Below are 24878 nucleotides of genomic sequence, written 5' to 3' on the forward strand. Positions count from 1 at the left end.
GTCAATTTCAAAACCGGTACGCTCAGTCTGGGAAAGCAAGCTTGGGCAGGAACATCACGATCTGCGGATATTCCGTGATGATGAACACGGCGGCGAGCAACAGGACGAAGAACGGGAACGCCGCCCGCGCGACGGTCAAGGTATCACGCCCGCTCATGTTCTGGAGCACGAACAGATTGAAACCGACCGGCGGCGTGATCTGCGCCATCTCCACGTGGATGATGAGATAGACGCCGAACCAGACCAGGTCGAGACCGGCCTGCTTGACCATCGGCAGCACGATCACGGCGGTCAGAACGATCATCGAGATGCCGTCGATCAGGCATCCCAGGATGATGTACATGATGCTCAGATACAGCGCGAGCATGCCCGGCGTCAGCTGCTGGCCCTGGACCCAGGTGGCGAGCGCCGCCGGAATGCCCGTATAGGCCATCGCTGCGGTCGTATAGGCAGCGCCTGCCAGGATCAGCATGATCATGCAGGTCAGGCGCGTCGCGCTCATGATGCTCTCGAGGAAGTTCTTGCGCGTGAGCGTGCGGCTCCACCACGCCAGCAGCAGCGCGCCCGAAACGCCCCAGGCGGCGCATTCCGTCGCCGTCGCGAAGCCGAGCACGAGGGAGAGGAAGACTGCCAGGATCAGCAACAGGCAGGGCGCAAGCCTGGCCGACTCGCGCAGCTTCTGGCGGAACGGCATCGGGGGATCGCGCGGCGGAATCTTCTTCGGGTTCAGCAGCGACCAGATGATGATGTAGCCCGAATAGAGCACCATCACGAGCACGCCCGGCAGGAAGCCGCCGAGGAACACCTGAAGCACGGAGACATTCGCCGTGACCGCATAGACCACCATCGGGATCGACGGCGGGATCAGCAGGCCGAGCGTGCCGGAGCCCGCGAGCGAGCCTAGACTCAAGCCCTTATCGTAACCACGCTTGTCCAGTTCGGGCAGCGCGATCTTGCCGATGGTCGCACAGGTCGCCGCCGACGAACCCGACACTGCCGCGAAGATGCCGCAGCCGATCACGTTGACATGGGTCAGACGCCCCGGCAGCCACTGCACCCAGGGCGACAGGCCCCGGAACATTTCCTCGGATAATTTGGTGCGGAAGAGGATCTCGCCCATCCAGATGAACAACGGCAGCGCAGCCAGCGTCCATGACGAGCTTGCGCTCCATGTCGTGGTCGCAAGCACGGAGCCGAGCGGCAGGCTCGTGGTCAGCGCCATCGCCACGAAGCCGACAAGCCCCAGCGAAACCGCGATCCAGATGCCACTTCCCAGCAGCACGATCATGACGCCGAGCAGAATGAACGATAGTTCGATCATGCCGAGATTGGCCATCGTCAACCTCCGCCGCCCTGCGATATCCGCTCGATGAATTCGTCCGGAGTCTCGTCCGGCGAGCCCTTCTCGTAGCTCGGCCGGTTGCCGCTGATGACACTGACCATTTCATCAATGAGCGCGATCGAGAGGATCACGAGTCCGCCGGAAAACCCGAGCTGCGGAATCCAGAGCGGAAGCGCGACGACGCCCTGCGCCACGTCGTTGAAGCGCCAGGAATCGTAGGTCATCTGCACGGCATGCCGGGTGAAATAGAGGATGAAAGCGGCGGCAATACCAAGGGCCACGACCTCCGCCACCTGTTTGGAGCGCCCATGCAGACGCTCCAGCAACAGGCCGACCCGGATCATCTCTCCGCGCTTGAAGGTGTGAGCGAGGCCGAGGAATGCCATCGCGGCCATGCACCATGAGGCGAAATCATCGCCGGCGGGAATGTTGACCGCAAACTGGCGCCCGATCGACATGATCATCATGATTGCAAAGATCGCAACCATGAAGGCTCCGGCGGCGTAGCCCGCACCGAGATAAAGGAGATCTAGCGCGCGTCGCACCGGCCCCCGGCTCGTGACATCGTCCCCTGCCAACGCGATCCCCATCCTCATACGAAGCGATTCAGAAGGTCCCGGCGATCGCACGTCGCGCGCCGGTCCTGCATGAATATCGCCCCTGCCCGGCGCCTGTCTTTCAGACGTTAGATCAACATGATGGGGCTAGCGCAAGCAAGGAGTATGCCGGCTCTCGCCGGAATTTCCCCCGCAGGTTCAGCGGGTCTCCAGCCGCAGCCCGTCATACGCGGGCACCACTCCCGCCGGCAGCGACTGCCGGATCACCTCATAATCGACGTCGGCCGTCATGTTGGTGATGACGGCGCGCTTCGGCTTGAAGCGCTCGATCCAGGACAACGCGTCGTTGATGCTGAAATGGCTGACATGGCTGGTGTAGCGCAGGCCATCGACGATCCAGAGATCCAGATTTTCCAGCGCGCTCCAGCTCTCGCGTGGGATGTCGTTGAGATCGGGCGTGTAGGCGGCATCGCCGATGCGATAGCCCAGCGCGGGAATGTTGCCGTGCTGCACCAGGAAGGCCGTCATCGTCACCGGGCCGCCCTTCCCCTGGATGGTCTGGCTGTCACCGGCCTCGATCGACTGCGCCGTCAGGATCGGCGGATAGTCGCTGCCCGCCGGTGAGACGAAGCAATAGGAGAACCGCGACATGATGTCGTTCGCAGTCGTCTGATTGAGATAGGTCGGAATCCGCCGGCGCATGTGCATCACGACCGAACGCAGGTCGTCCATGCCGTGGGTCTGATCGGCGTGCTCGTGGGTCAGGAACACGGCATCGATGTGGTCGACATTGGTCGAGAGCAATTGCTCGCGCAGGTCAGGCGAGGTGTCGATCACGATACGCGTGGTGCCCTCGCCCGATGTCTGCTCGACCAGCAGCGAACAGCGGCGACGGCGGTTCTTGGGATTGTTGGGATCGCAGGCACCCCAGCCGAGTGCCGGACGCGGCACGCCGGCGGAGGAGCCGCAGCCCAGGATCGTCAGCGTCAGCGTCATGCGGCTCCCAGTTCTAAGGTTTCACCCTGGAGAACAGGCGAAAGAAGTTTTCGCTTGTCTGGCGCGAGATCTCGTCAAACGACACGCCGCGTGTTTCGGCGAGCACTTTTGCGACCTCGACCACATAGGCCGGTTCGTTGCGCTTGCCCCGGAACTTGCCCGGCGCAAGGTAGGGCGAGTCTGTTTCAACCAGAATACGGTCGGACGGCAGTTCGGCCGCAAGCGCGCGCAAGGCCTCGGACTTCTTGAAGGTCAGGATGCCCGTGAAGCCGATATAGAGCCCGAGCGAGACCGCCTTCAGCGCCAGCTCGCGCCCGCCGGTGTAACAATGCAACACCGCGCGAAACGATCCCTTTGCCGTCTCCTCTTCAAGGATACGGCCGCAATCCTGGTCAGCCTCGCGGGTGTGGATCACCAGCGGCAGGCCGGTGGCGCGGGCGGCGGCGATGTGGGCACGAAAGCCCCTCGCCTGCGCCTCCGGCGAGCCGTTGTCGTAGAAATAGTCGAGCCCGGCTTCGCCGAGCGCGACGACCTTGGGATGCTGCGTCAACGCGATCAGCTCGTCCGGCGCGATGCCGTCTTCTTCATCAGCGTTATGCGGATGGGTGCCGACCGAGCAATAGACGTCGTCATAGCGCTCGGCGATGGCCAAAAGCTGGTTCAGCTTTCTCACCCGCGTCGAGATCGTGACCATGCGGCCGATACCGGCCGCTCGCGCCCGCGACACGATCCCGTCGAGATCCTCCGCGAAGTCCGGAAAATCCAAGTGGCAGTGGCTGTCGACCAGCATGGTGCGAACGCCTTTAGGCTGCCGGCTCGATGTAGCGCGGGAAGGCCGGCGTCGGCGCGGGCAGCGTCGTACCGGGCGCGATGCGCGTTGCGCCACCAAGCGCGGCGAAGTTGCGCTCCGCTTCGGGGATACCGAGGCTGTTCAGCAGCAATCCCGAGGCCGTCGGCATCGCCGGCTGGGCCAGGATTGCGATCTGGCGCACGACTTCGGCGGTGACGTAGAGCACCGTCCTCTGCCTGACAGGATCGGTCTTGGCGAGCGCCCACGGCGCTTCGCCCGCGAAATAGCGGTTGGCTTCCGCGACTACAGCCCACACGGCATTGAGCCAGTGATGGATTTGCTGCGTCGCCATCGCTTCGCGGGACGCCGCGAGCATGTCGTCAGCCTGTGACAGGATCGCCTTGTCGTTATCGCTGAATTCGCCGGGCTCCGGGAGCACGCCGCCGAGCTGCTTGGCGATCATCGACAGCGAGCGCTGCGCGAGATTGCCGAGATCGTTGGCGAGATCGGCATTGATGCGCGCGACGATGGCCTCGTGATTGTAGTTGCCGTCCTGGCCGAACGGCACCTCGCGCAGAAAGAAATAGCGCATCTGGTCGACGCCGTACTGGTCGGCGAGGTTAAAGGGATCGACCACGTTGCCGACCGACTTCGACATCTTCTCGCCCCTGCTGAACAGGAAGCCATGGGCATAGACCCGCTTCGGGAGGGGGATCCCGGCCGACAGCAGGAAAGCCGGCCAGTACACCGCATGGAAGCGGATGATGTCCTTGCCGATGATGTGCACGTCGGCAGGCCAATAACGCCAGTTGTTGTCGCTCTCGTCGGGGAAGCCGACGCCGGTGATGTAGTTGGTGAGCGCGTCGACCCAGACATACATCACGTGATCTTCGTCGCCGGGCACCTTGACACCCCAGTCGAACGTCGTGCGCGAGATCGAGAGGTCGCGCAGGCCACCCTTGACGAAGCTCACCACCTCGTTCTTGCGGGAGTCGGGCCCAATGAAATTGGGCTGCGTCTCGTACAGCTTGAGCAGCTTGTCCTGATAGGCCGACAGGCGGAAGAAGTAGCTCTTCTCCTCGACCCATTCGACCGGCGTGCCCTGCGGCCCGAGCCTCACGCCGTCCTCGTTCAGGCGCGTCTCGTCCTCCGCGTAATAGGCTTCGTCGCGCACGGAATACCAGCCGGCATAGATGTCGGCATAGATATCCCCGTTCGCTTCCATGCGCCGCCAGATCTCCTGGCTGGAGCGGTGATGCTGCTCCTCGGTGGTGCGGATGAAGCGGTCGAACGACACGTTCAGGCGCTCGTCCATTTGCTTGAAACGGCCGGCATTGCGGGCGGCGAGCTCCGAGACGGACATTTTTTCGCCGGCCGCGGTCTGAACCATCTTCTGGCCGTGCTCGTCGGTGCCGGTCAGGAAGAACACATCCTTGCCGTCGAGTCGCGCGAAGCGCGCCAACGTATCGGTCGCGATCGCCTCATAGGCGTGGCCGATATGCGGGCTGCCATTGGGATAGGCGATCGCAGTCGTGATGTAGAAGACGTTGTCGCGCGCGGGGACGGCCACGGGCGTGTTGGCGTGCGGCGCTGCGATGGACTTCGGCGCGCGCGGGGCCTTGGGTTTCGATACATCGGGCTTCGCAGTCTTCGGCGGCGTCGCGACAGGAGCTGGTGCGGCGGTCACTGCGGGCGCAGCCACCCTCGCCGTCTTGGCTATCTTCTTCGCCGGGGCCTTGTTTTTCGCCGAGGCCTTGTTCTTCGCCGAAGCCTTGGCTGGCTTTTTGGTTCCTGTCTTCACCGTCTTCTTGGCGACGACCTGCTTCTTCGCTGCCTTCTTTGCCGTCTTCGCGGCGCTCTTCTTCCCGGTTTTTTTGGCGGCCGTCTTTTTGGTCTTCGTGGCTTTCTTGACGTTCTTGGCAGCTTTGCGCGCGCGCGCGTTCACGGCCTTCTTCGCGCCTTTCTTGACGGCCTTGGTGGCAGCCTTCTTCTTGCTGCTCTTGCCTTTAGCGATTTTCTTAGCTCGCGCTGCCACGACGAATTCCTTTACCGGCTTCTCGAAATTGGGAAACGAACCTGCGTTAGTTTATTGTCTTGAGCACGATCCTATCGGAAAAACCGCTGCACACTTTTCCGGATCATGCTCTAGCGCGTTGCGTCCGCCAGCCAGCCGAACACCGAGAAGACCAAGGGCTTTCGCTCCAGATTATAGGTTTCGGTGTCGCGCGCGGCGCGGACGATCTTTTCCCATACCTCAGCTAGGCGCGCAAGGCGCGGCAGGTTCTGGTTGGCATTGGCCTCGTCGGCGTGCAGGCGTTCCGCGATCCAGCGATCGATGCCGTCGATGAAGGCGGCAAGCGCAACGCGGTCGCTGGTGCCGAGCGATTCGCCGAGCGTATGCAATTCGCGCGGATCGACCTGCGGCAGTCGCGCCAGCAGCGCGGCCGTGCGCTGCTGAAGCTTCAGGGCGTCACCGCCGAGCAGCGTCAGCGCCCGCGCGACGCTGCCCTCGGACGCCTCCGCCGCCTCGCGCAACGCCGGATCGTTCGGGTCGAGATCGGCAGCGGTTGCGGCTGCAGCAATCACGTCGTCGGTTGCGAGCGCGCGGAGACGCAGCTTGCGGCAGCGCGATTGGATCGTGGCGAGCACGCGCGCCGGCGCGTGGCTCACCAGCAGGAACAGCGATTGCTGCGGCGGCTCCTCGAGAATTTTCAGCAGCGCGTTGGCGGCATTCGGATTGAGCTCGTCGACGGTGTCGACGATGCAGACGCGCCAGCCTTCGGCTGTCGCGGTCGAGCCGAAGAAACCGATCGTCTCGCGCGTTTCGTCCACGGTGATCACGGTGCGCATTACGCCGCGGTCGTTGGCGGTGCGCTCCAGCGTCAGCAGGCCACCGTGCGAACTCGCAGCAACCTGCCGTGCCACGGCGTGATCGGGATTGATGGCGAGGTCTTCGGCGCGCTGCACGGAAGGCGCCAGCGGCTGGCCGTGAGCGAGCACGAAGCGCGCCATCCGATATGCCAGCGTCGCCTTGCCGATGCCTTGCGGCCCGCCGATCAGCCAGGCGTGCGGGATGCGCCCGCTGCGATAGGCGGCGAGCAGCGCGGTCTCGGCCTCGCGATGGCCGAACAGAACGCTCGTCTCGCGCGGATGAGACATGGCAGTTTCGCGCTCGGTCTGACGCGGGCTCATATGGACACCACCGTTGCCGGCGTCGGGAGCAGGCGATCACGCATCGCGATCCAGATGCGTCCGGCAACCGTGTCGGGGTCGGAATTGGCGTCGATCAGCACGCAGCGCGCGGGATCGTCCGCCGCGATCTTGCGATAGGCTTCGCGCAGGCCCTGATGGAAACCGAGCTTCTCGGCCTCGAATCTGTCCGGCGTGCCGCTGCCGCGGCGCGCGGCCGCGCGCTGCAGGCCGATCTCGACCGGCAGGTCGAGGATGATGGTGAGGTCCGGCTTGAGATCGCCGATCGTGACCCGCTCCATCGCGTTGATCAGCGCGGCCGGCACGCGGCCGAGGCTGCCCTGATAGGCCCGCGTCGAGTCGGCGAAGCGGTCGCACAGCACCCACGTGCCCTGGTTGAGCGCTGGCTGGATCACGGTGTGGACATGATCGTCGCGGGCGGCCGCGAACAGCAGCGTCTCGGCTTCGGGTCCGAGCAGCTTGCCCATGCCTGACAGCACCAGATGGCGCATGATCTCGGCGCCCGGCGAGCCGCCCGGCTCGCGCGTGACGAGGATACGCATCCTGGCGGCCTTGAGACGGTCGGCGAGCTTCTTGATCTGGGTCGACTTGCCCGTCCCCTCGCCGCCTTCAAAGGTGACGAAACGCCCGCGTCCGGACGGCCACTTTACCGCGCTTTCACTCATGATCAGAGCTTCTCGGCGCCCGCACGGAACATGCCGATCACCAGCTCGCTGGCGCCGTCGATCGCGCGGCGCACGGTCGAGCCGGTGCCGATCGCGTCAGCGGCATAGACCGGCGTCTCCACTGCGATGTTGCCGCTGCGCCAGACCCTGACCAGCCCGACCTTCTGCCCGGCCTCGACCGGCGCGCGCACCGGGCCGTTATAGACGACGCGCGCGATCAGCTTGTCGCTGCCGTTCTTGTGCACCATCACCTTCACGGGCGTCTTGGCGACCAGTTTGACCGAGCGGCTCTCGCCGCCGAACACCTTGGCGTAGCCGACCGGCTGATCGGCCGCGATCAGGGTGCGGGTCTCGAAATTGCGAAAACCCCATTCAAGCATCTTCTTGGCTTCGGTCGCGCGATCGTCGGGGTCTTCCAGCCCGTTAATGACAACGATCAGCCGCGTGCCGTTCTGCACCGCCGAGCCGACCATGCCGTAGCCGCCTTCCTTGGTGTAGCCGGTCTTCAGACCGTCGGCGCCTTCCATCGAATTGAGCAGCGGATTGCGGTTGGGCTGGCGGATCTTGTTCCAGGTGTATTCCTTCTCGCCGAACAGTTTGTAGAATTCGGGGAAGTCGAGAATGATGTGCCGGGCGAGAATGCCGAGCTCGCGCACCGTCATCTTGTTGGCGGGGTCCGGCAGGCCGTTGGAATTGCCGAAGGTCGATTTCGTGAGGCCAAGCTCGCGAGCTCGCTTGGTCATGAAGTCGGCGGCGAAAATCCGCTCGCTGCCCGCCATGGCCTCGGCCAGCGCAATGCAGGCGTCGTTGCCGCTCTGGATGATCGCCCCGTGCAGGAGATCGTCGACCGTGACCTTGCTGTTGATGGCGGCGAACATGGTCGAGCCGCCGGAGGGTGCGCCGCCCTTGCGCCAGGCGTTCTCGCTGATCCGGTATTCGTCGGTCAGCTTGATGTCGCCCTTCTTGATGGCGTTGAAGACGACCTCGGCGGTCATCAGCTTCATCATGCTCGAGGGCGCGCGGAGCTCGTCGGCGTTCTTCTCGAACAGCACACTGCCGCTGGAGGCCTCGATCAGGATCGCGGTCGGGGCGTCGCCGTCGAAGCCGGAATCATCTGTTTTCTTGGCGCCCTGGACGCTCTGGTTGGCGGCGTAGAGCGCCCCGCTCCAGCCAATGGCCGCCACCAGAGCCGTCGCGATCAGCCCGCGCGCCAGCGCTCCGGCGGTAAACCGGGTGCGCCTAAACGAGGAAAGATGAAATTCCATGGCCAAGCCCTGAGAGCGGCGTTCTAACAGTTGGAGCCGGTGCAAACAACACGGGGTGGCCGCTTGTCCCGAGATTGCACGATTCTCATCCCGCCCCTATCGTGGCACCTCAGATTTTCTGACCAAACCCCTGAAACAAGGCGGAAAAGCGATGTCATCCACCCGCGTGATCAAGGCCAACGGGATCGACCTGTTCATCCGCGAAGCCGGTCAGGGGCCGCTGGTGGTGCTGTGCCACGGCTGGCCGGAACTCTCCTACTCCTGGCGCCACCAGATCCCGGCGCTGGCGCAGGCCGGGTTTCGCGTCGTCGCCCCCGACATGCGCGGCTATGGCCAGAGCTCAGCGCCGCCCGAGGCGACGGCCTATTCGATCTTCGACACGGTCGGCGATATCGTCGGCCTCGTGCAGGCGCTTGGCGAGACCAAGGCCATGGTGGTCGGCCACGACTGGGGTGCACCGGTGGCTTGGCACGCGGCGCTGTTCCGGCCCGACATCTTCACGGCGGTCGCCGGCCTGAGCGTGCCACCGCCGTTCCGCGGCCGCGGCAAGCCGCTCGAACTCCTGCGCCAGGGCGGCATCACCAATTTCTATTGGCAGTACTTCCAGGCGCCGGGCGTTGCCGAAGCCGAATTCGAGCGTGACGTCGCGCGCACCATGCGCATCGTGCTCGGCGGGCGCGGCCTTGCCGATCCCTCCGCGGCCATGTTCGTGCTGGAGGGCAAGGGATTCCTCGGCCACGGCAACCCGGAGGAGCCTCTGCCGGCCTGGCTCACCGAGACTGACCTTGCCTATTTCACCGAAACCTTCCGCAAGTCCGGCTTCCGCGGCGGGCTGAACTGGTATCGCAACCTCGATCGCAATTGGGAGCTGACGGCGCCCTGGCAGGACGCGCAAATCCATCAGCCGTCGCTCTTCATTGCCGGTTCGAAAGACGCCGTCATCACCGGCCTGATCGGAACCAAGCGCGTCAACGAACTCGAGCGCGTGCTGCCCAATCTGAAGCGAAAGCTGATCATCGAGGGCGCCGGCCATTGGGTCCAGCAGGAGCGGCCCGACGAGGTGAATGCGGCGTTGATGAGTTTCCTGAAGGAAAGCGCGGCTCAGTAGAGGCCGCGGCCGCTCAGGATGCCGCGGGCCTCGGCAGCGCCATCCGAGGCGTAGGCGCCGGACGGAGTGCTCTCGGTCGCATAGCGGCCGTCCCCGTCATAGGACACGGCGCGCGCGTTCTGGAGCGCCCGGCCCCGGTTGCGGCTCGAGGCCGACATTTCCGAGGTCGCACTGAGTGAAGCCATGTCGGCGGAGGTGTTGCCGAGATTGTAGGGCCGTCCCTCCGGCGTCGGAACTTCGCCGCGCATGGCGCCGCGGTTCGACGATGGCAGCTCCGGCACGAAGGGTCTCGCCGAGGCGACCCGGACCATCGACGGTGACGGCGCCGGGGTCCCGGTGCGCAAGGTGGCCATCAGCTGGCGGTCGTCGGAGCCTTCCAGCGGCGCCCGGCCGACATACTCGACACGGACCTTGGCGATCCCATTGCCTTTGAATTCAAGCAGTTCGGCGGCCTTGTTCGAGACGTCGATGAGCCGGTTGCCGTGATAGGGCCCGCGGTCATTGACGCGGACGATCAGCGACTTGCCGTTCGAGACGTTGGTCACCCGCGCATAGGACGGCATCGGCAGGGTCGGATGCGCCGCGGTCAGCGAGCCCATGTCGAACACTTCGCCATTGGCGGTCAGGCGGCCATGGAAATCGTCGCCGTACCAGGACGCCATGCCCTCGGCTCGGTAGTTGACGTCCTCTTCGGGCACATAGGTCCGGCCACCCACCACATAGGGCTTGCCGACGCGATAGGCGCCGCCGCCCTTCGGGACCGGATCGCCCAAAGCCACGACCCGGGGGCTCGAGGACACGCCGTATTTCGGATCGACCCGGCTGGCGAATTTGTTGGAGGAGGCGCAATTGGCGAGCGCAAGGCAGGTCGCGGCCATCGCAGCAGCGCGCGCGGCCCGCAAAACCGAATCTGACCGTCGGATCCCCATTCACCCCAAATACCACTTTGCCGGAGGCGTACCTAACCCGCTTTGGCTACGGGTAGCGCTGTCCGGTCCTTTGCTCCGAGGCGGCCCACCACCGCGTCGGAAGTGGTAACGATAACGCAATCCGAACACGGCGGAAATGGGGAGCGCACGGCGTTCACGCCGGGATGGTAAACAGGGCGTATGCGCTCGCCCCGTTGAACTACGGGGCGCCGGTGCCCTGCTCTGTGCCACGCCTGGACATTCTGTTGCGCCAAATCCTCACTCCACCCCCATTGTCGCGCCGCTCACTGGAATTCTTTTGACTGTGCAAGGCCGCCCGCGTTTTCTCGAGTGCAGGGCGGAATGGAATGAGACGATGATCGAGACGGTTTCGGCACTGATGGGTTTGGTAAGCGCGGGGATCTTCCTGGCCCATGCGTTTGAAGGTTACCGCACGAGGGCCTGAGGCACTCGCGCGGACGGCAAGCATCACCCTTTCAAGACGGCGCGTTCGGACATTTTTAATCGATCCGATCGAGCATCGCAGACGAGAGCGGCAGGTGTCCCATGCGCAACCATGACCTCGTATCCGATGGCTTCCTGGCATTGACCGCCGGTGGTCTGGTCCTGCTGTGCTCCAGCCTCGTGGCATTGGCCTTCGCCTGAGCACCCAGCACTTCCCGAACAATACGCTTACCGCAGTCCAAGCAGCGAACGCCGATAGAGGCTGTCACGGGCTTCGCTCAGGCAGACGAAGCTGCCGTCAAAACCCTGGCCGTACCGCTTCTGGCCATTGCCGTAATAGACACCTTTGCTGAAATCGAGCCAGACAACCCGGTCGTGCGGGCAGTGACGCTGCGCCTGCGCCTCGTAGCGAAATGGCGTCAGCGGCGTGGCCGATACCTCAGCGCCGCAGCAGCCGACCAGGATCGTAGCAGCGAGTGCGATCGCGCCGGCCCATTTGCGGAAGCTGCTCCAAGATACTCCGCAAGATATTCCGCAAGACACCACCCGCCTCCCGATCCCAGCCGTCGAGGGCCGGCCTGCTTTCACTTGTCCGCTTCGAGTTGCTGCAACGCCTGGTGCATGCATTCCTGAAGCCTGGCTGCGACCTGTTCGCGCGCGACGCCTTTGGCGGCAAGATCGCCTGCCACCTTGTCGAGGATCTCGTCCATCGAGTGGTTCTCCAGATGGTCCGTCACCAACGCCGTCGCATAGCCGGCCGCGGCATCGCCGCTGAGGCCGAGCTGGGTTGCGGCCCAGAGCCCGAGCAGCTTGTTGGACCGGGCCGTGGCCTTGAACATGAGCTCCTCGTCGTGGACGAATTTGGCCTCAAAGCCCTGCTCGCGCTTGTCGAACGTGGTCATGGTCAGCTCCATTTCGTTTTTCGCTGATCGGGATCGGACTGGCTGGAAGCGAACGTCTCCGTGGTTCAAATCAGGGTCGTTGGAAGCTTCCGGCGGAAGCCAAACGCCGTCAAGCCCGCTGGGCGTGCCCAAGGCACCCACCAGCTCTACGCCAGCCAACCCGGCTAGGCAGAGATGTTTACTGTTCATTAAGCAGACTCAGCGCCGCATGGCCGGGGACATCGAGAGCTGACGCATGAACAAAGAACTGCGGGAGTTTCGACGGCTTGAACGGGTCTGCCTGGAGCAGGCAGCCCTCTCCACCATGGACCTCGCGCGAAGCGGGTTGCTCAAGGTCGCTGACGATTGTCGCGTCGCAGCGGAAGCGATCGAGGCGCAATCGCCTCGCAGACCTTTCGCAAGTGCCGTTCAGGCGCTGAAGCAGGCGTTGAGCGTGACCCGCATCCCTCACCGGCACTGAGACCGGCGCTCGCGGGCAAGGACATCCTTGACGGGGCGACCGCGTACGGTCAGCCCTTCGCCTCCGTCTGTTCACGTGCCAACCGTTCGGCCCTCAGCCGTTCCTTGTTGGCATAAAACGCCTTCTGCGCAGCTTCATGATCGCGCATGGCTTTTTCGGCTTCGACACGGCGTGTCGCATCGCGCGCCTGCCGCTGCTCGGGAGTCAAGGGCTTGCGCCGGTAGGAAATGTCTTCCGTCATGGCCAGATAATGCTGAGGTGAGGAAAGAGTTCCTCGTGGTCCCGCTGAGCGGCACTGCGGGCCGACTGCATAATGTGCGAAAACAACCCCATGCACAGTAGCCAAGTCCTTCTGCAGACAGCACTTTTTTTATCGCACTTTCGATGCGTTTGACCCCGCAGGGATCTCGATGTCTGCAATAACAGGCAAATGGTCTGAATAGGCCCTCGCGCCTTCGTCGGTCCAAACCTTCCCGATCGGGCTGTCGGACGTCGCATAGATCCGGTCAAGCCGCAGCAGGGGCAAATGCGACGGGAAAGTTCGCAGCCGCGTACGGTTTGGGCAGACCTGCGCGAGCACGCGCCGCACCGATTTGATCCAGAACCAGTCGTTGAAATCCCCGAGGACGACGGTCCTTCCAGGTTTCACCAGGCTCACCAGCGCCTGAGCCTGCGCGTGGCGCTCGTGGATGCTCAGGCCGAGATGCGTGGCCACCACGCGAACATCGCCAACCGGTGTCAGCAGTCCCGCGGCGATCGCTCGGCGCGGCTCCCGCTCACGATACGACACGTCGACGATCTCGGGCGGGCCGGAGAATGGAAAGCGGCTCAGGAGCGTCTGGCCGTAGTCGCCATCGGCCGTGACGATCGACTTGGCGTGAACACCGTGATCGCCGACGACGCTCGCCAGCTTCGCAAACGGATCGTCCGATCGCGATCGCGAATCCACCTCCTGAAGCGCGACGACATCGGGAGCCCATTTGCGAATGATGGAACAGATCCCTTCCAGATCGAACTTCGGATTGAGATTGAAGGTGCCATGCACATTCCACGTCATGAAGCGCATCAGCGCCTCCCGGCGAGCCACGTCGCGACGAATTGCGCGCCGGCGCAGATCGCGAGCCAGCCCAGGAACGCCAGTGCGAGCAGCAACATGTTGACCCAGGACGCGTTCCTGGCGAGATCAGCGATCTGAGCCCCCAAAACTGCCATGGCGAGAATGCCGGGCGTCATGCCGAGCAGCGTTCCGACCAGGAAGTCACGCAGAGGCAGCGTGCTCGCGCCAGCCACGACATTCACCACTGAGAACGGCGCGATCGGGATCATCCGGATGACGACGACAGCCAGAATGCCCTTGCCGACAACACGTTCCTGGATGCGCGCGGTACGTCGTCCGAGCAAACGCTGGAGGCGTTCGCGCCCGAGTGCCCGTCCGATCGCAAACAGGATAAAGGCGCTGAGCACGACCCCCGTCATGGCGGTGACGAAGCCTAGCCATGGTCCCAGTGCGGCAGCAGTCGCCGCAATGAGCACGAGAACCGGAAACACGACCAACCCGCCGACGACGAAAGCTGCAATCGCGAATGGCGGACCCCAGACGGACTGCGAATAGGCAGACAGAAGCGTCGACATCCGGCCCGCGTCGGCGAAATCGCTCAACGACGTGTAGGACCAGGCCATCGCCAGTCCAAAAAGCGCCACGGCGATCGAGACCATCCCGATGATCGTCTTCGTGCTCCACATCCGCGATGCCGCCCGCTCCAGATGAAGAGGCGCCTCAGGGTCCGCCACCGGCTGAACCATCGTGGCCAGAGCGCTGGTCAGGACCGAAGATTCAACGTCCCGCAGCGCCTTCGTCCCGCTTGCGACGTCGTCCAGGAGCGCAAAAAGACGATCTTCGTTTTGCGCGACGGTCTGTTCATCGAGACCGCAGAAATGGGCGATCAGGCGACGGCGGACCGAGGCGATGAACTCCCGATGCTCGTCTGATGCGGCTTCGAAGATCAGGTCACATTCGCTATCGGCACCCATCGATCGATTGTTCAAATTGGCCGAACCGATCCTCAAGATCCGATCGTCGACGATCATGAGCTTGCTGTGCACCATCACGGCCGCTTCCGTATCCCCGTTCCCCGACACCGGGTAGACGAAGCGGATGCGGTCGGCGACGCCGGCCGAACTGAAGCAGTCGATGAAGGTGCCCCGGCCGTTCTGCATGGCCTGGGATTCCAGCCACGAGGAATGCAGTTTTGGGGTGACGACCAGAACCCGAAGCGAAGGTACGCGCAGCATTTGCTCCGCCAATTCGCGCGCGATCTTGATGGCGCTGGTGAACTGGTTCTCGATGTACACGAAGCTCGTCGCGGACCGGATCGCTGCAATCAGCGAGCGTTCGACCTCCCGGAGTGTCGAACCTGCCGGACAGACCACCTCGGTCCTGGCGATACCCACCGGCATATGCTCAGCTTCCACCGGCACAATCGCCGGCCAGCGCAAGCTTTTCAGCGGGCGCCGATCATCAATCTGTTGGCCCGCCGCGCGCCAGCGTTGCTCCACGAGGTCGAACAACTGCGCCGCCGCATCCCCATCGACCATGCATTGAACATCATGAAACGGCAGGTACGGCTTGCCCTGGGGATCACAGCGCGATGCGTGATCGGCGCGATGATCACTCGTGTCCCAGCGCCTGATCGTCAGATCGAGCCCGCCGACGAACCCCAGTGAGCCGTCGACACAAACGATCTTCTGGTGTTGGGCCGACCCAAAGGGAAGCGTGGCATCCAGGTGAAACCGGACGCGGCCATCTGTGTCGGCGGAAAATTTGGCCGCGGAATTCCATTCCCTCTCGGAGGCGTAGAACGAGACGAAGTCCCAGACGAGAATATTGATGTGCAAGGTGGGACGGCGGTGGACCAGCGCGCGCAAGAATGGGCCGAGTTGCTCCGGCAAGCCATCATCCGCTCGCCCGGACTCGCCGACCAGCCTGGTCTCACTATGGATATCCCACCCGACGATATAGACGAGGTCCTGCGCCTGCAGCAGGGTCTGCCGCAGGGCCGCGAAATAAGCGGCAGCATCGTTCAGAACCGCCACACGCCGCGCCTCGCACCGCCGCCAGACGGTGTCGCCGGGGATCAGGGTCGATGAGCTCTGAAGCAGGGAAACCTCGCAACTTGCGTTTGCGTTGAAACGCGCTGAACGCGCAACGGGTTCCCCACTTCAGAAATCAGAAGCGACTGTTCGGTGCGTGCGATCCGGCGCCGAAGTCGCCCATTTCCGCTACTTGGTTCGGACAGTCTTTGCACCTGCGCCTTTCAAGGCGTCCGCGATCTTCTCAGGTGCATCGCCGTGAAAATCCACGGAGACCTCGATCCGACCTTCCAGCTTCTGATGCCCCTCCGGCGCAGGCGCGGCTTTGGCGTCAGGACCGGCCGCGCGTGTCCCCGACGTGTTCGCCTCGCCGGCGGCCTGCACGAAGACGTCGCTTCGCGGCACGCCGCATTCCTGCACGACATGCTCAACCGCAAGCTCGGCGCCGCGGCGCGTGTCGAATTCTCCGATGATCGTACTTTCCAAGGGCGCCCTCCGCGGCTGGACCAGAGTGCGAACAACAGGCCAGCGAGGACCAGGTTCCTGAACGCGCGGGCGTTTAGAACCGAACGATCCCGAACAGGACAAGCAACGCAAGAGTGACCAGCCCGGAGACCAGCAGCGAGCCGAGACATCCCAGCCTATTCGAGAAAAAGAAGAACATGCCTCGCCGATCCTGAAGGTTCGTGCCGGGCTAAGTTCTCCCATTCGACAGCGTTCCTGGAGGCGTTTTGGGACGCGAACAAGAACCAATCCAAGAACCAATCATCAGGCGGAGCGTTAAGTCCACGATGTCAGACGCTTTTGATTATTTCCGAGCGCATGCGGTCCGAGCGCTTTGCAAGGCCAGGGCGATGCCGCGCGGACGAATGAAACATCTGCAAACGGTCGTGGCCCGGATCTATCACCTGCTGACCAAGGAGGCTGCGTATGGGCCCAACCTGCAGCACATGGACGACTTCCGGGCAGCCCAGAAGCTCGAGAAGTCGATCGACTGAACTGCAATGACGGTGACGCTGCACGCCCTCCCCCGACGCGCTCAGCTCCCTTTGGGAGCGGTCCTTGACTGCGATCCTGCAAGCCCGGGATTGATGGCCAGCGACGCGCCGGCGGCGCCGCCGGCTTCATAGGCCGTCATCGACACCATCCGGCTGCTGCTGCGCTGGGTCCGCATCTTCAGGTCGAGCTTGTCGAACTCCGCATCGACCACCGACGTCTTGAGAACCACCAGCCCGCGGCCGGTGCTTTCGTTGATCTGATCGCGACTGGCCTTGATCGCCACCAGCCTGTCCGCGATGGACCCCACCATCCCGAGCGCGAAGGAGGCATTGGCCAGATGCCGCTCCTGGTGCCGGAACCTGCTGTAGTCGACCGAGGTCTTGAAGCGGCCGAGCTCGGCGCGGACGGCGCCGTCGATCAATTCGGCCAGATAATGCGCGACCTCGATGTCCGCGCCGAGGCCGAAGAACACATAGCTGCTCTCGCCGGCCGTGTTCTTCTCGCGCCAGACCCGACAATCGCAGAAACGAGCGATCGCCCCGATGCAGTCGTCCAGGGGAATTCGCTTCTTGCGAAAAGTCTCGTAGACCTTCCGCTCGCACGGCGACGCCCGCAGTTCGACGTCGGACAGCGACAAATCGTGGCGATCCAGCAGTTCGGCGACCTTGGCGGCCGCAGACAGCGCCTCGTCCTCGGTGCAGCCATTGGCGATGGTCTTGGAACGCAACGCCTGAATGCGGAGCTTCAGCTTGTCGAGTGCAGCTGGATTGGATGTCTGATTCACCGATCACCTGTCCGGGTAAACCCGACGGATAGAACCCGGTCGGATAGACCGGCGGAAGGGGTCTCTTGTCAACTGTATTGATCTTCGACTTTTTTCGAACGGACCTCACTCCTTCTACGTGCGGTGCACGACCTCGCGGCACTGACCATAAAATGCAGAGACGAGGCTTCACTACAATCGCGCTCTCGCTCGATTTCCACCGCAACTGACAAATCACTGTCGGGAGCAGACCACCACAAGCCGAACGGGGTTGCGTGAGCGCCTTGGCTTTGGCGGCGGCGTCGTGTTCACAGTATTTCGAGCTTGCAGCCAGCCGGCTTTGATCCCTGCGCTTGTTGAGGTTAGCCGCAGCAGAGTGGTGGATTGAAGGACGCACTGATCAAGGCCGTCGATCGGTTTTGTGCCGCGACACATAGGGACTGGACCCGCTGTTAAGGTTTAGCGGTCAGGTTAACCCCAGCGAACGTTTGGCTGAGAGCGTCGAACTCGATATGACCCCGAATAGAGGAATATTCGAATGTCCAATAGAACCGCATTTCAAACTGCAGATGCAGACGAGCCCCACAACTTTTTTGATCTCGTCATTCCCCTCACCTTCAGCGCTGTAGCCCTCCTGGCCACAGCTGTTTCGCTGGAGGCGATTGGGTTCATCGCTTGGCAGCCAGCCACCTTTCTGGTTGCCTATATCTTTGACTGACGCGATTGGCTGGCATGAGCGAATTCGAAGGCCTATCTGACCACTTCATTCTGCGGATGCACGAGTTCATTCGCCAAGAGGTTCAAGCAGATAGGCTAGCCGGCGCGCGTTTTGTCGGATTGCCAGCGAGGCTGCGCGCGGAAGCTCTTGCACGGGAAATCGAGCGACGCGGCTTGTTCTGCACGGCAATTGACTGGCCTCAGCATCTTGAGCCTGGAGCGGACAAATACGGACTGACCATTGGACACCGGAAGACGATCTAAAACTCATCGTGCTCACGGCGCGACGCGTCCCGATGACCGGATTGCTCGCCTGCCAGACCGCAATCGCAAATGTCGATCCGCGATCGATTGCGACTCCTGCGGACCTGCATCGTGAACAAGAGAATGCCAAAGCTCCCGCGTAGCGGCCTCGGTCTAACCAGTCCCCGGCCCTTCCGACCCCGGGGCCGTCTGTCCATCAGCCTACCGCCGCGTTGCGCCTCGCGCAGCTAACTCCCGATCCAGATCTTTCAAGCGCTCAAGCAGGTTCTCGACGATCTCCATGCAATCGGAAGGTCCCAACGATTGCACGCCGCGCGCCGCTAGCTCGCGCTCCAACATGGCGGCTATAATGATTTGAATGCTCACGAATTCTCCGCCGACTTCGCCTCCGAGACGGTACGGCTCAACTTAGAAATGGGTTTCGCTAAAGCGAAAGGCCGCAGGGTGGTTCCAGCCCCCACTGCGGCCATCCCGGGCAAATTAGAAACTGGTACTTAAATCTCGCCGGTGTTCTCACAGTAGAACACCGTGTTCCGAAAAAGGATTCCGTAAGACTACCGGAATTCGGGGTGGCCCGGATTGTCACTCGGGTGTGGAAATGGCACCGCTTCCTTACTAGGGCCCATGCTCATTGCGGATGAGAGCGCCGGGAGCGACGCTGGGCTGGTACGTAGACTTCCCAGATTCCGGAGGTCGCTACCGCCACAGCCGGCGCGTGACGTTGAACAACGCCGCAAGCGGGACGCCTACCAACACACCCAGCATGCCGTACGATGTGACCAGCAGCGCAGCGCTAAGCGGCCCTGCGCTTGTCGCAAATCCGTAAGCTGCGCCTAAGCCTCCCAGCGTCACGGCAAAGACGACCATGTTGCGGTCGTTGCGCGCCTCGATGTTATAGACCGGGGGCCTTTTGCGGTGAAGAACGGGAGGACCGAACGGCACCTTCGAGCCGCAATTTGGACAGGCCGACGCACTCGGTGAAACCGGGTGGTCACAGTCGTGGCAATCGATCAGCTTTTTGGTCTGTCCCATGCCGCAAATCGTAGCGGCGGAGCGGCCAGTCCACAAGTTCGGCAGCTACTCCCAGCACACCGTCCTGCATGACCACAGCAGGGCCGCTCTGATCCTCCAGCATTCTCCGCGCTTGACGGCTTGAAAACCTGCGCGCCGCCCGGAAGGTTGACCAGCTCGGGACCTTTCTCGCCCACCATGGCGAGTACACCCGGGGCCGAACTGGTGCCGCTTGCGAACATGGGAATGGAGAGGCCGCCCGCTCCGGCGCCGAGAGCGGCACCAGACCACGTGGGCACGCTGCTGGAGCCCGCGCTGCCACCAAGCCCAAGCAACGAACCCAACCGTTTTAGATCAAGCGCTTCTTCGAAACAGAAAGACGGATTGGGCACTATTGGACTAGGAGGTGGCGGAAGGGGTGCCCGCTCAACCTCGCTGAATCGCTCGTCTTTTCCACCTGCGCCGAGAACAATCTACGGTCCTATCCACGGTTAGTCTCGCAACCTCACGGCCGAAGTTTTCGGCCATCTTAAGCAGCGCGCCGGCCTCGCCTGTCACCCTGCTCTCCTCCACCAGGTCGCGGCACAGTCGCTCCATTGCCGGGAGTTCGTCGGTGTCGTGCTGATCTCGCCCCATGCGGGCGATCAATCATGAACGTATTCGTCGGCGCAGCAGCAGCCTCCGTAGCCAGCATGCCTCTAGAAGCGCTGGCCTCGCCGCTTCCAGCCAGCGTGCCAAAGCTTGCCTTCGATGGCTCCCAATGCGGCGACGCAATGCGCGAGGCCTATTACAAGCTCGATGAAGCGAACGAGGCCTTGAAGCTGACGGCTGCGGACTTCCAAAGGGTATGGAAGGCTTGCGGCGAATGGCAAAAAGCCAATCCGCAGCCGGGCGCCCACCGCGCTCACAAGAAGTATTGCCGGCGCTACGATAAGCACATGGACGAGATCAACTATGATGCGGTCTTCGATGCGCATCAGAAGGCGCGCGACGCCTTCAAGGCCGCACAACTTGCCTTGGCGAACGTCAAGGTCCGCGACCTTGCCGAATTGTGCCTCAAAGCTTGCATGATCTATGTCTTTGAGGACGTCAGGCAGCCGCACCTACGCCATGTCGATCCGGTGATTTCAGTTTCCGTCGCGATGGATCTGGCCGCAATGGCTGCCCCGACGAAGGGCGAAGCCTGAGCCTCCAGGCCCGCCGGTTCACGGCGGGCCCGTTGTTCTCCGGGCGAGAACAGATTGCGCTAATAATAAATCTTCGTTTGTTCCTTGCGCGTGTATTTATAAGCGGAACACGTAGAAGTACGTTGCCTTAGTTGGCGGCCGTATGCGCCGGTTCACGCTGGCGGGCCTTTGCGAACCCATCGTTACGTTGGCTTTCGCAAGCTCGTGGAGCTCAGCCATTGCTGAATATGCAGCGCGTTCTCACTGAGCTGCGCGGCCTTCAAAAGAGCTTCCCGCTTTGGCCCCGGAGGCGTTGCTTCGGCCCGGGTTCGAGCGGCGCTCGCCATTTGAGTTAGGCGTTCAGTGAGAGAAGGGATGAGCTTGACCATAGATGGCTCCGCGTATTTGGCGGGAGCACGTGGCTCTCAGTCACCGATATATGCCGTGATGGGCCGGTGATGGAATTACTAGGCGCCGGTTCCGTAAGAATAGATAGTCAATTCGCCGTAGGTTCTCGGCCCTTCAGAGGACCCCTGTTGCCTCACCTGGCGGCCCTTCGCGCCGCCTCAACATGGCGGGGCTTTCCTGTAGTTGCCGGCGATCTCCAGCAGCGCCGCGCGCTCTACCGGATCGTCAGTCTGGGCCGCCAACGTGCGGCAGATTGACTCAATGTCGGGCTCGCGATAGCGCGCGCTGATTGTACGTTCGATTGTGCGCTGGAGCCAATCTACAAGTCTAAGTAGCTGATTTGCTGGTGTTTTGGCGGAAGGGGTGTCCGTGCGCTGAATACGCCTAACCCATTGTTAGTACAATAAAAGTTTTGACAGAGTTGCCAATAGTACCCCGCAACATACCCAAAAGCGTCCGTTGCTAGAAAGCTACGGTCTAAAACTAAACTTGTGGGAAGGCTTGGGAGTGTACGGGATTGCTATGGACAATTCCCCAAGAAGGCATAAGATTGCCTTCTGCGAGCGACACGGGCCTAGCTCGGCAGCCACAACATAGCGGGCCCAAAAATCCAGTCAAGTGGATTTTTAATGCAACTCCTGAAGTTGACTGAAGTGGTCAAGGCAACCAGCCTCGGCCGCTCTACGATTTATCGGAAAATCTCCGAAGGCACTTTCCCCTCACCCCTGACACTCTCTCCCGGCTGCGTCCGATGGGACGCAGACCATCTTCAGGCATGGCGCGATGCGCTACCGACCGCAGCCAACAGCAACACCAAGCAGGCGGTGGCGGCATGGCACTGACCAACGCCGAACGGCAGACTCGATATCGCGACAGTTCATTCCAATTGGCATGAACGTAACGACAGCACGACTGGCTTTAGCCGGGTGTGATTACTGACCAACCCCGAGACCACAATGAGAATCCTGAGTTACCGGCCGGCGCCATCCGGTGGCGGCACTACGCTTTGCCATGTCGACGTTGAGATCGTCGCTGGCGTCAGACTGTTCGGGCTGCGCGTCGCACAGATGCCAGACCGCTCGTTCAGAGTCTTCGGCCCTAACACCGACCGCGCCGGCCGATCCATGTCTTTTGATCCCGCGGTGGTTGACGCCATCGCGCACGCAGCAATTTCCTATAACAAATTGGACGGACATTCGTGCAATGAATATCGCTTCGCAAGCTAAGCCCGAGTCTCAAAACCCCTTCAAAGTTGGCGACCGAGTTGAACATCCATCATGGGGACTCGCGACAGTGCGCGAGGTCATAGGCGCTCGTGTCTGCGCCAACTACGACGACGGCGACGCCCACGGCCCCGTGATGCACTCCTTCCTGACGGCCGCCGCCAACGACAACGTGCCGAGGGACAGCAGACCTAAGACCGCGATCCTCAAGTTAATGGGAACGGCGGCCTTGCCGCAGCTTGAGTTTGTCTACGGCCGAGTCCGCGTTCGCAAATATGTGTCCGCACTATTTTCGCCGGGCGGTGGCGGTAAGTCATCTCTGCTCGTCGCCGAGTCGCTAGATATGGTCACGGGTCGCGACCTGCTCGGTGTGGGGCACAGGAACAAGCTAAACGTCTGGTACATAAACACGGAAGATCCGCCGGAACTCATCCAGCGCCAATTCGAGACTGCTGCCGCGCTGTATGGCCTTTCCAACGAGGACATTGGAGACAGGATGATGTGGTCGAGCGGCCGCGATTCGAGCTTCGTTGTCGCGACTGATGACCGCAAGGTTGGCTTCAAAATCAATCAGCCCATCGTCGACGGAATCGTCCAGGTTGCAGCCGAGTTCAAACCTGATGCGATCATCGTCGACCCGTTTGTGTCCACCCACCAAGTGAACGAAAACGATAACGGCGCAATTCAACGGGTGGCGACGCTGTGGGTCGAAATCGCTGACAAGTTGAACTGTTCAGTCGACCTTGCACACCATGTCGTGAAGTCTGACGGACCCGTCACGGCGAACTCTGGCCGCGGTGGTGGCGCGCTGAAGGACAAGGCGCGCATTGTGCGTGTCATCAATCCGCTAAGTGAGGACAAGGCTAAGAAGTGGGGCATTCCTGAGGGGCGCCGCCGGGAGTACTTCAACGCGACGGTCGATAAAGGCAACATAACGAAGGTCGGTACTGGCGGTTGGTACCACATCGAAAACATCCCGCTCGGTAACGGCGACGGCATGACCAGTCCTCAGGAGCATGCGCCAGCCGTCAAGCGGTGGATGGCTCCTGATGCGTCTCCCGAGGAGCGCGCCGAGATGACCCTTTCCGGGATTGAGCCTTGGCAGATTGACGCCATCATGGTGGGCATCAAGAACCGCGAGTGCCGATACAATTACCAATCGTCGACATGGGCGGGGAATGAGATCGCCCGCGTTCTCAGTATCGAGCTGGACGAAAGCAAGAAACTCACACCCGAGAAGGAGCGGGTTCAGGCGCTTCTCGACGCCTTGATCACGCTGGGCCGGCTAGTGAATGTCTCCCGTTTGGACCCGATAAAACGAAAAGCCTTTGATCACGTTGAGGTTGCAAGTTAGAAAATCATCGCGTTGGTTGCGCAACCCTGCGCAACCTTGCGCAACCCCCCTCCTAAGTGGTTGCGCGCGCATACGTTATAACCCTCTACCACCCCCCCCTTTAAGGGGGTGGGAGGGAGGTTACGTTGCAAAGGGTGGTGTGAGGTAAATTCAACCGGACGAAGTTCGTCCGATTGAACATTTGCCTGCGCGGCACCGCTCAAAAAGAATTCCCCCTGTTTCCCGGCCTGCTCCACCATATTTAGCTGGTGGTCGCCCTTAGTATCCGCGGCCCAAAACAACAATAGTAGATAACTGGCTTCACCGCGCGGGCCGCCAGTCCCGCCCGTTCACGGTCCGAATCCATGACGGAGGCTGCATCAGGGCAGCCACCATGCCATCCCCTCCGGCGCGCGAGGGGGCAGCTGCGCAGCAGCCTTCCAGCCCGGCCGGGCTTTGAGCGGCACCCCAGCACTACCGACTAGGAGACTGCATGTTTGCAGCTAACGACAACCGCGCGCCCGTGGCCCACAGGGCCATTGTCGAGACCCAGGCCACTCAACAGCCCCGTGGCAACCCGAGGCCACACAGGGGCAACCGCTGGCCCACGGCCGAGCGCCACGCAACCGAGGACGGCGGCAAGTTCATGACCCATGCCGCGCTCGGCTGGCGGGCGTTCACGGCGCAACCCAAGCTGTGCGTCGCCAACGACAACTTTGCCGGCGACGATTATGAGGGCACCGAGGAGCTTGTCCCGTTCAATCACGACAACAGGCTTCTACACGACACTGCCGAACGCACCGTGGCCCTGCATGCCACCGGCAAGGAGTGGCTGCCAGAAGAGGAGCGCTTCACCCAGCCGCGCCGCAACCAGCCTGGCAGGTCAATGCCGGCTGGCACGTACACCATGAACGGCACGACGCTGGACCAAGCTGCTGCCGGCGCAGAAGACGAGGCGAACCGCAAGTTGGACGAGTCAGCTGCCCGCGTGCGGCTCGGCCACGTCTGCACCCGATTGCTCGACCTGGCCTCTGGCGACTCGACACGCGCTGAGATTGCCGCGGCGGTCAAGCAGCCCGACAGCGACGATATCGACCGATATGTTGACCACGCCATCCTTAACTGGATGCGTGATGACGCCTATTCCGACTACGCCGCAGCCGCATAAACACTCCGGTGCGGCGGATTGTCGCAGTCCGCCGCATTGGCCGCTCAAATATGCTACTTTTATAGCCT

28 protein-coding genes are annotated in these 24878 nt (G+C 62.4%); 10 read left to right on the forward strand and 18 right to left on the reverse strand.

Annotated elements, in window-relative coordinates:
* Positions 1 to 22: 22 nt before the first annotated feature.
* The 8 genes from ACIPUD_RS19795 to ACIPUD_RS19830 all read right to left on the reverse strand — a co-directional run bounded on the left by ACIPUD_RS19795 (position 23) and on the right by ACIPUD_RS19830 (position 8825).
* Positions 23 to 1336 (reverse strand): TRAP transporter large permease, encoded by a 1314-nt coding sequence (locus ACIPUD_RS19795; protein WP_007591091.1) that lies wholly within the window; start codon positions 1334 to 1336, stop codon positions 23 to 25.
* Between the two features lie 2 nt (positions 1337 to 1338).
* Complete coding sequence (locus ACIPUD_RS19800; RefSeq protein ID WP_018457852.1) at positions 1339 to 1932, reverse strand: TRAP transporter small permease; 594 nt, start codon at positions 1930 to 1932, stop codon at positions 1339 to 1341.
* A 165-nt stretch (positions 1933 to 2097) separates the two neighbouring features.
* Entirely contained in the window at positions 2098 to 2895 is a 798-nt protein-coding gene (locus tag ACIPUD_RS19805; protein ID WP_247296751.1) for an MBL fold metallo-hydrolase, read from the reverse strand.
* Between the two features lie 13 nt (positions 2896 to 2908).
* Positions 2909 to 3685 carry a TatD family hydrolase gene (locus ACIPUD_RS19810; RefSeq protein WP_247338006.1) on the reverse strand — a complete coding sequence of 259 codons (777 nt, stop codon included), beginning with the start codon at positions 3683 to 3685 and terminating at the stop codon, positions 2909 to 2911.
* A 13-nt stretch (positions 3686 to 3698) separates the two neighbouring features.
* Positions 3699 to 5720, reverse strand: a complete 2022-nt coding sequence (gene metG / locus ACIPUD_RS19815) for a methionine--tRNA ligase (RefSeq protein WP_446481385.1) — start codon at positions 5718 to 5720, stop codon at positions 3699 to 3701.
* 110 nt (positions 5721 to 5830) lie between these two features.
* Positions 5831 to 6877: a DNA polymerase III subunit delta' gene (locus ACIPUD_RS19820; RefSeq protein WP_247296747.1), complete on the reverse strand. Its 1047-nt coding sequence runs from the start codon at positions 6875 to 6877 to the stop codon at positions 5831 to 5833.
* Positions 6874 to 7560: a dTMP kinase gene (tmk, locus tag ACIPUD_RS19825; protein WP_018457857.1), complete on the reverse strand. Its 687-nt coding sequence runs from the start codon at positions 7558 to 7560 to the stop codon at positions 6874 to 6876. The genes ACIPUD_RS19820 and tmk overlap by 4 nt, the downstream gene beginning before the upstream one ends.
* Before the next feature lie 2 nt (positions 7561 to 7562).
* Positions 7563 to 8825, reverse strand: a complete 1263-nt coding sequence (locus ACIPUD_RS19830; protein WP_204511195.1) for a D-alanyl-D-alanine carboxypeptidase family protein — start codon at positions 8823 to 8825, stop codon at positions 7563 to 7565.
* 151 nt (positions 8826 to 8976) lie between these two features.
* Here ACIPUD_RS19830 and ACIPUD_RS19835 point away from each other — a divergent pair, with 151 nt between their 5' ends.
* Positions 8977 to 9933, forward strand: a complete 957-nt coding sequence (locus ACIPUD_RS19835) for an alpha/beta fold hydrolase (RefSeq protein WP_247338001.1) — start codon at positions 8977 to 8979, stop codon at positions 9931 to 9933.
* Here ACIPUD_RS19835 and ACIPUD_RS19840 read toward each other — a convergent pair.
* From ACIPUD_RS19840 to ACIPUD_RS19850, 3 genes are all read right to left on the reverse strand, one after another.
* Positions 9927 to 10862: a septal ring lytic transglycosylase RlpA family protein gene (locus ACIPUD_RS19840; protein ID WP_247296742.1), complete on the reverse strand. Its 936-nt coding sequence runs from the start codon at positions 10860 to 10862 to the stop codon at positions 9927 to 9929. The genes ACIPUD_RS19835 and ACIPUD_RS19840 overlap by 7 nt on opposite strands.
* A 672-nt stretch (positions 10863 to 11534) precedes the next feature.
* Positions 11535 to 11849 carry a hypothetical protein gene (locus ACIPUD_RS19845; RefSeq protein WP_446481386.1) on the reverse strand — a complete coding sequence of 105 codons (315 nt, stop codon included), beginning with the start codon at positions 11847 to 11849 and terminating at the stop codon, positions 11535 to 11537.
* 41 nt (positions 11850 to 11890) lie between these two features.
* Positions 11891 to 12208, reverse strand: coding sequence for a DUF1476 domain-containing protein (locus ACIPUD_RS19850; RefSeq protein ID WP_162847233.1), 318 nt, complete (start codon positions 12206 to 12208; stop codon positions 11891 to 11893).
* A 235-nt stretch (positions 12209 to 12443) separates the two neighbouring features.
* On the opposite strand from ACIPUD_RS19850, the gene ACIPUD_RS19855 reads away from it, so the two are divergent.
* Positions 12444 to 12668: a hypothetical protein gene (locus ACIPUD_RS19855; RefSeq protein ID WP_007610373.1), complete on the forward strand. Its 225-nt coding sequence runs from the start codon at positions 12444 to 12446 to the stop codon at positions 12666 to 12668.
* Positions 12669 to 12717: 49 nt separating this feature from the next.
* Here ACIPUD_RS19855 and ACIPUD_RS19860 read toward each other — a convergent pair whose 3' ends face one another.
* From ACIPUD_RS19860 to ACIPUD_RS19875, 4 genes are all read right to left on the reverse strand, one after another.
* On the reverse strand, positions 12718 to 12909 hold the full coding sequence (locus ACIPUD_RS19860) for a hypothetical protein (protein WP_018457865.1): 192 nt from the start codon (positions 12907 to 12909) through the stop codon (positions 12718 to 12720).
* A 129-nt stretch (positions 12910 to 13038) separates the two neighbouring features.
* Positions 13039 to 13734 carry an endonuclease/exonuclease/phosphatase family protein gene (locus ACIPUD_RS19865; protein WP_039800285.1) on the reverse strand — a complete coding sequence of 232 codons (696 nt, stop codon included), beginning with the start codon at positions 13732 to 13734 and terminating at the stop codon, positions 13039 to 13041.
* On the reverse strand, positions 13734 to 15593 hold the full coding sequence (locus ACIPUD_RS19870) for a VTT domain-containing protein (RefSeq protein ID WP_446481387.1): 1860 nt from the start codon (positions 15591 to 15593) through the stop codon (positions 13734 to 13736). Before ACIPUD_RS19870 ends, ACIPUD_RS19865 begins: the two co-directional genes overlap by 1 nt.
* A 354-nt stretch (positions 15594 to 15947) precedes the next feature.
* Entirely contained in the window at positions 15948 to 16244 is a 297-nt protein-coding gene (locus ACIPUD_RS19875) for a hypothetical protein (RefSeq protein WP_446481388.1), read from the reverse strand.
* Between the two features lie 305 nt (positions 16245 to 16549).
* Here ACIPUD_RS19875 and ACIPUD_RS19880 point away from each other — a divergent pair, with 305 nt between their 5' ends.
* Positions 16550 to 16756, forward strand: a complete 207-nt coding sequence (locus tag ACIPUD_RS19880; protein ID WP_007591053.1) for a hypothetical protein — start codon at positions 16550 to 16552, stop codon at positions 16754 to 16756.
* A gap of 41 nt (positions 16757 to 16797) precedes the next feature.
* On the opposite strand, the gene ACIPUD_RS19885 is transcribed toward ACIPUD_RS19880, so the two are convergent.
* A complete protein-coding gene (locus tag ACIPUD_RS19885; protein WP_018457870.1) occupies positions 16798 to 17541 on the reverse strand; it encodes a DUF7168 domain-containing protein in 744 nt (247 codons plus the stop codon).
* A gap of 517 nt (positions 17542 to 18058) precedes the next feature.
* Between ACIPUD_RS19885 and ACIPUD_RS19890 the strand changes: the two genes are divergently transcribed.
* Together ACIPUD_RS19890 and ACIPUD_RS19895 are read left to right on the forward strand one after the other, a co-directional pair.
* Complete coding sequence (locus tag ACIPUD_RS19890) at positions 18059 to 18238, forward strand: hypothetical protein (RefSeq protein ID WP_446481389.1); 180 nt, start codon at positions 18059 to 18061, stop codon at positions 18236 to 18238.
* Between the two features lie 14 nt (positions 18239 to 18252).
* On the forward strand, positions 18253 to 18501 hold the full coding sequence (locus tag ACIPUD_RS19895; RefSeq protein WP_446481390.1) for a hypothetical protein: 249 nt from the start codon (positions 18253 to 18255) through the stop codon (positions 18499 to 18501).
* A gap of 201 nt (positions 18502 to 18702) precedes the next feature.
* On the opposite strand, the gene ACIPUD_RS19900 is transcribed toward ACIPUD_RS19895, so the two are convergent.
* Positions 18703 to 18867: a hypothetical protein gene (locus tag ACIPUD_RS19900; RefSeq protein ID WP_198957648.1), complete on the reverse strand. Its 165-nt coding sequence runs from the start codon at positions 18865 to 18867 to the stop codon at positions 18703 to 18705.
* A 330-nt stretch (positions 18868 to 19197) separates the two neighbouring features.
* Positions 19198 to 19533 (reverse strand): hypothetical protein, encoded by a 336-nt coding sequence (locus tag ACIPUD_RS19905; RefSeq protein ID WP_018457874.1) that lies wholly within the window; start codon positions 19531 to 19533, stop codon positions 19198 to 19200.
* 629 nt (positions 19534 to 20162) lie between these two features.
* Between ACIPUD_RS19905 and ACIPUD_RS19910 the strand changes: the two genes are divergently transcribed.
* From ACIPUD_RS19910 to ACIPUD_RS19930, 5 genes are all read left to right on the forward strand, one after another.
* Positions 20163 to 20699: a hypothetical protein gene (locus tag ACIPUD_RS19910; RefSeq protein ID WP_085358631.1), complete on the forward strand. Its 537-nt coding sequence runs from the start codon at positions 20163 to 20165 to the stop codon at positions 20697 to 20699.
* A 1016-nt stretch (positions 20700 to 21715) separates the two neighbouring features.
* Positions 21716 to 21928 (forward strand): helix-turn-helix transcriptional regulator, encoded by a 213-nt coding sequence (locus ACIPUD_RS19915; protein ID WP_446481391.1) that lies wholly within the window; start codon positions 21716 to 21718, stop codon positions 21926 to 21928.
* A gap of 114 nt (positions 21929 to 22042) precedes the next feature.
* Entirely contained in the window at positions 22043 to 22312 is a 270-nt protein-coding gene (locus ACIPUD_RS19920) for a hypothetical protein (RefSeq protein ID WP_446481392.1), read from the forward strand.
* The gene (locus tag ACIPUD_RS19925) at positions 22290 to 23663 is read left to right on the forward strand and encodes an AAA family ATPase (RefSeq protein ID WP_446481393.1); all 1374 of its coding nucleotides are present in this window, start codon (positions 22290 to 22292) and stop codon (positions 23661 to 23663) included. Before ACIPUD_RS19920 ends, ACIPUD_RS19925 begins: the two co-directional genes overlap by 23 nt.
* Before the next feature lie 472 nt (positions 23664 to 24135).
* Positions 24136 to 24810 (forward strand): hypothetical protein, encoded by a 675-nt coding sequence (locus tag ACIPUD_RS19930; protein ID WP_446481394.1) that lies wholly within the window; start codon positions 24136 to 24138, stop codon positions 24808 to 24810.
* Positions 24811 to 24878 lie beyond the last annotated feature (68 nt).

The organism is Bradyrhizobium sp. CAR08 (genome assembly GCF_052871955.1).

Excerpts from the sequence above, each read along its gene's own strand:
- ACIPUD_RS19795 (WP_007591091.1), bottom strand. The coding sequence starts at position 1,336 with ATGGCCAATCTCGGCATGATCGAACTATCGTTCATTCTGCTCGGCGTC.
- ACIPUD_RS19800 (WP_018457852.1), bottom strand. The coding sequence starts at position 1,932 with ATGGGGATCGCGTTGGCAGGGGACGATGTCACGAGCCGGGGGCCGGTG.
- ACIPUD_RS19805 (WP_247296751.1), bottom strand. The coding sequence starts at position 2,895 with ATGACGCTGACGCTGACGATCCTGGGCTGCGGCTCCTCCGCCGGCGTG.
- ACIPUD_RS19810 (WP_247338006.1), bottom strand. The coding sequence starts at position 3,685 with ATGCTGGTCGACAGCCACTGCCACTTGGATTTTCCGGACTTCGCGGAG.
- ACIPUD_RS19820 (WP_247296747.1), bottom strand. The coding sequence starts at position 6,877 with ATGAGCCCGCGTCAGACCGAGCGCGAAACTGCCATGTCTCATCCGCGC.
- tmk (WP_018457857.1), bottom strand. The coding sequence starts at position 7,560 with ATGAGTGAAAGCGCGGTAAAGTGGCCGTCCGGACGCGGGCGTTTCGTC.
- ACIPUD_RS19830 (WP_204511195.1), bottom strand. The coding sequence starts at position 8,825 with ATGGAATTTCATCTTTCCTCGTTTAGGCGCACCCGGTTTACCGCCGGA.
- ACIPUD_RS19835 (WP_247338001.1), top strand. The coding sequence starts at position 8,977 with ATGTCATCCACCCGCGTGATCAAGGCCAACGGGATCGACCTGTTCATC.
- ACIPUD_RS19840 (WP_247296742.1), bottom strand. The coding sequence starts at position 10,862 with ATGGGGATCCGACGGTCAGATTCGGTTTTGCGGGCCGCGCGCGCTGCT.
- ACIPUD_RS19850 (WP_162847233.1), bottom strand. The coding sequence starts at position 12,208 with ATGACCACGTTCGACAAGCGCGAGCAGGGCTTTGAGGCCAAATTCGTC.
- ACIPUD_RS19855 (WP_007610373.1), top strand. The coding sequence starts at position 12,444 with ATGAACAAAGAACTGCGGGAGTTTCGACGGCTTGAACGGGTCTGCCTG.
- ACIPUD_RS19860 (WP_018457865.1), bottom strand. The coding sequence starts at position 12,909 with ATGACGGAAGACATTTCCTACCGGCGCAAGCCCTTGACTCCCGAGCAG.
- ACIPUD_RS19865 (WP_039800285.1), bottom strand. The coding sequence starts at position 13,734 with ATGCGCTTCATGACGTGGAATGTGCATGGCACCTTCAATCTCAATCCG.
- ACIPUD_RS19880 (WP_007591053.1), top strand. The coding sequence starts at position 16,550 with ATGTCAGACGCTTTTGATTATTTCCGAGCGCATGCGGTCCGAGCGCTT.
- ACIPUD_RS19890 (WP_446481389.1), top strand. The coding sequence starts at position 18,059 with ATGTCCAATAGAACCGCATTTCAAACTGCAGATGCAGACGAGCCCCAC.
- ACIPUD_RS19895 (WP_446481390.1), top strand. The coding sequence starts at position 18,253 with ATGAGCGAATTCGAAGGCCTATCTGACCACTTCATTCTGCGGATGCAC.
- ACIPUD_RS19905 (WP_018457874.1), bottom strand. The coding sequence starts at position 19,533 with ATGGGACAGACCAAAAAGCTGATCGATTGCCACGACTGTGACCACCCG.
- ACIPUD_RS19910 (WP_085358631.1), top strand. The coding sequence starts at position 20,163 with ATGAACGTATTCGTCGGCGCAGCAGCAGCCTCCGTAGCCAGCATGCCT.
- ACIPUD_RS19915 (WP_446481391.1), top strand. The coding sequence starts at position 21,716 with ATGCAACTCCTGAAGTTGACTGAAGTGGTCAAGGCAACCAGCCTCGGC.
- ACIPUD_RS19920 (WP_446481392.1), top strand. The coding sequence starts at position 22,043 with ATGAGAATCCTGAGTTACCGGCCGGCGCCATCCGGTGGCGGCACTACG.
- ACIPUD_RS19925 (WP_446481393.1), top strand. The coding sequence starts at position 22,290 with ATGAATATCGCTTCGCAAGCTAAGCCCGAGTCTCAAAACCCCTTCAAA.
- ACIPUD_RS19930 (WP_446481394.1), top strand. The coding sequence starts at position 24,136 with ATGTTTGCAGCTAACGACAACCGCGCGCCCGTGGCCCACAGGGCCATT.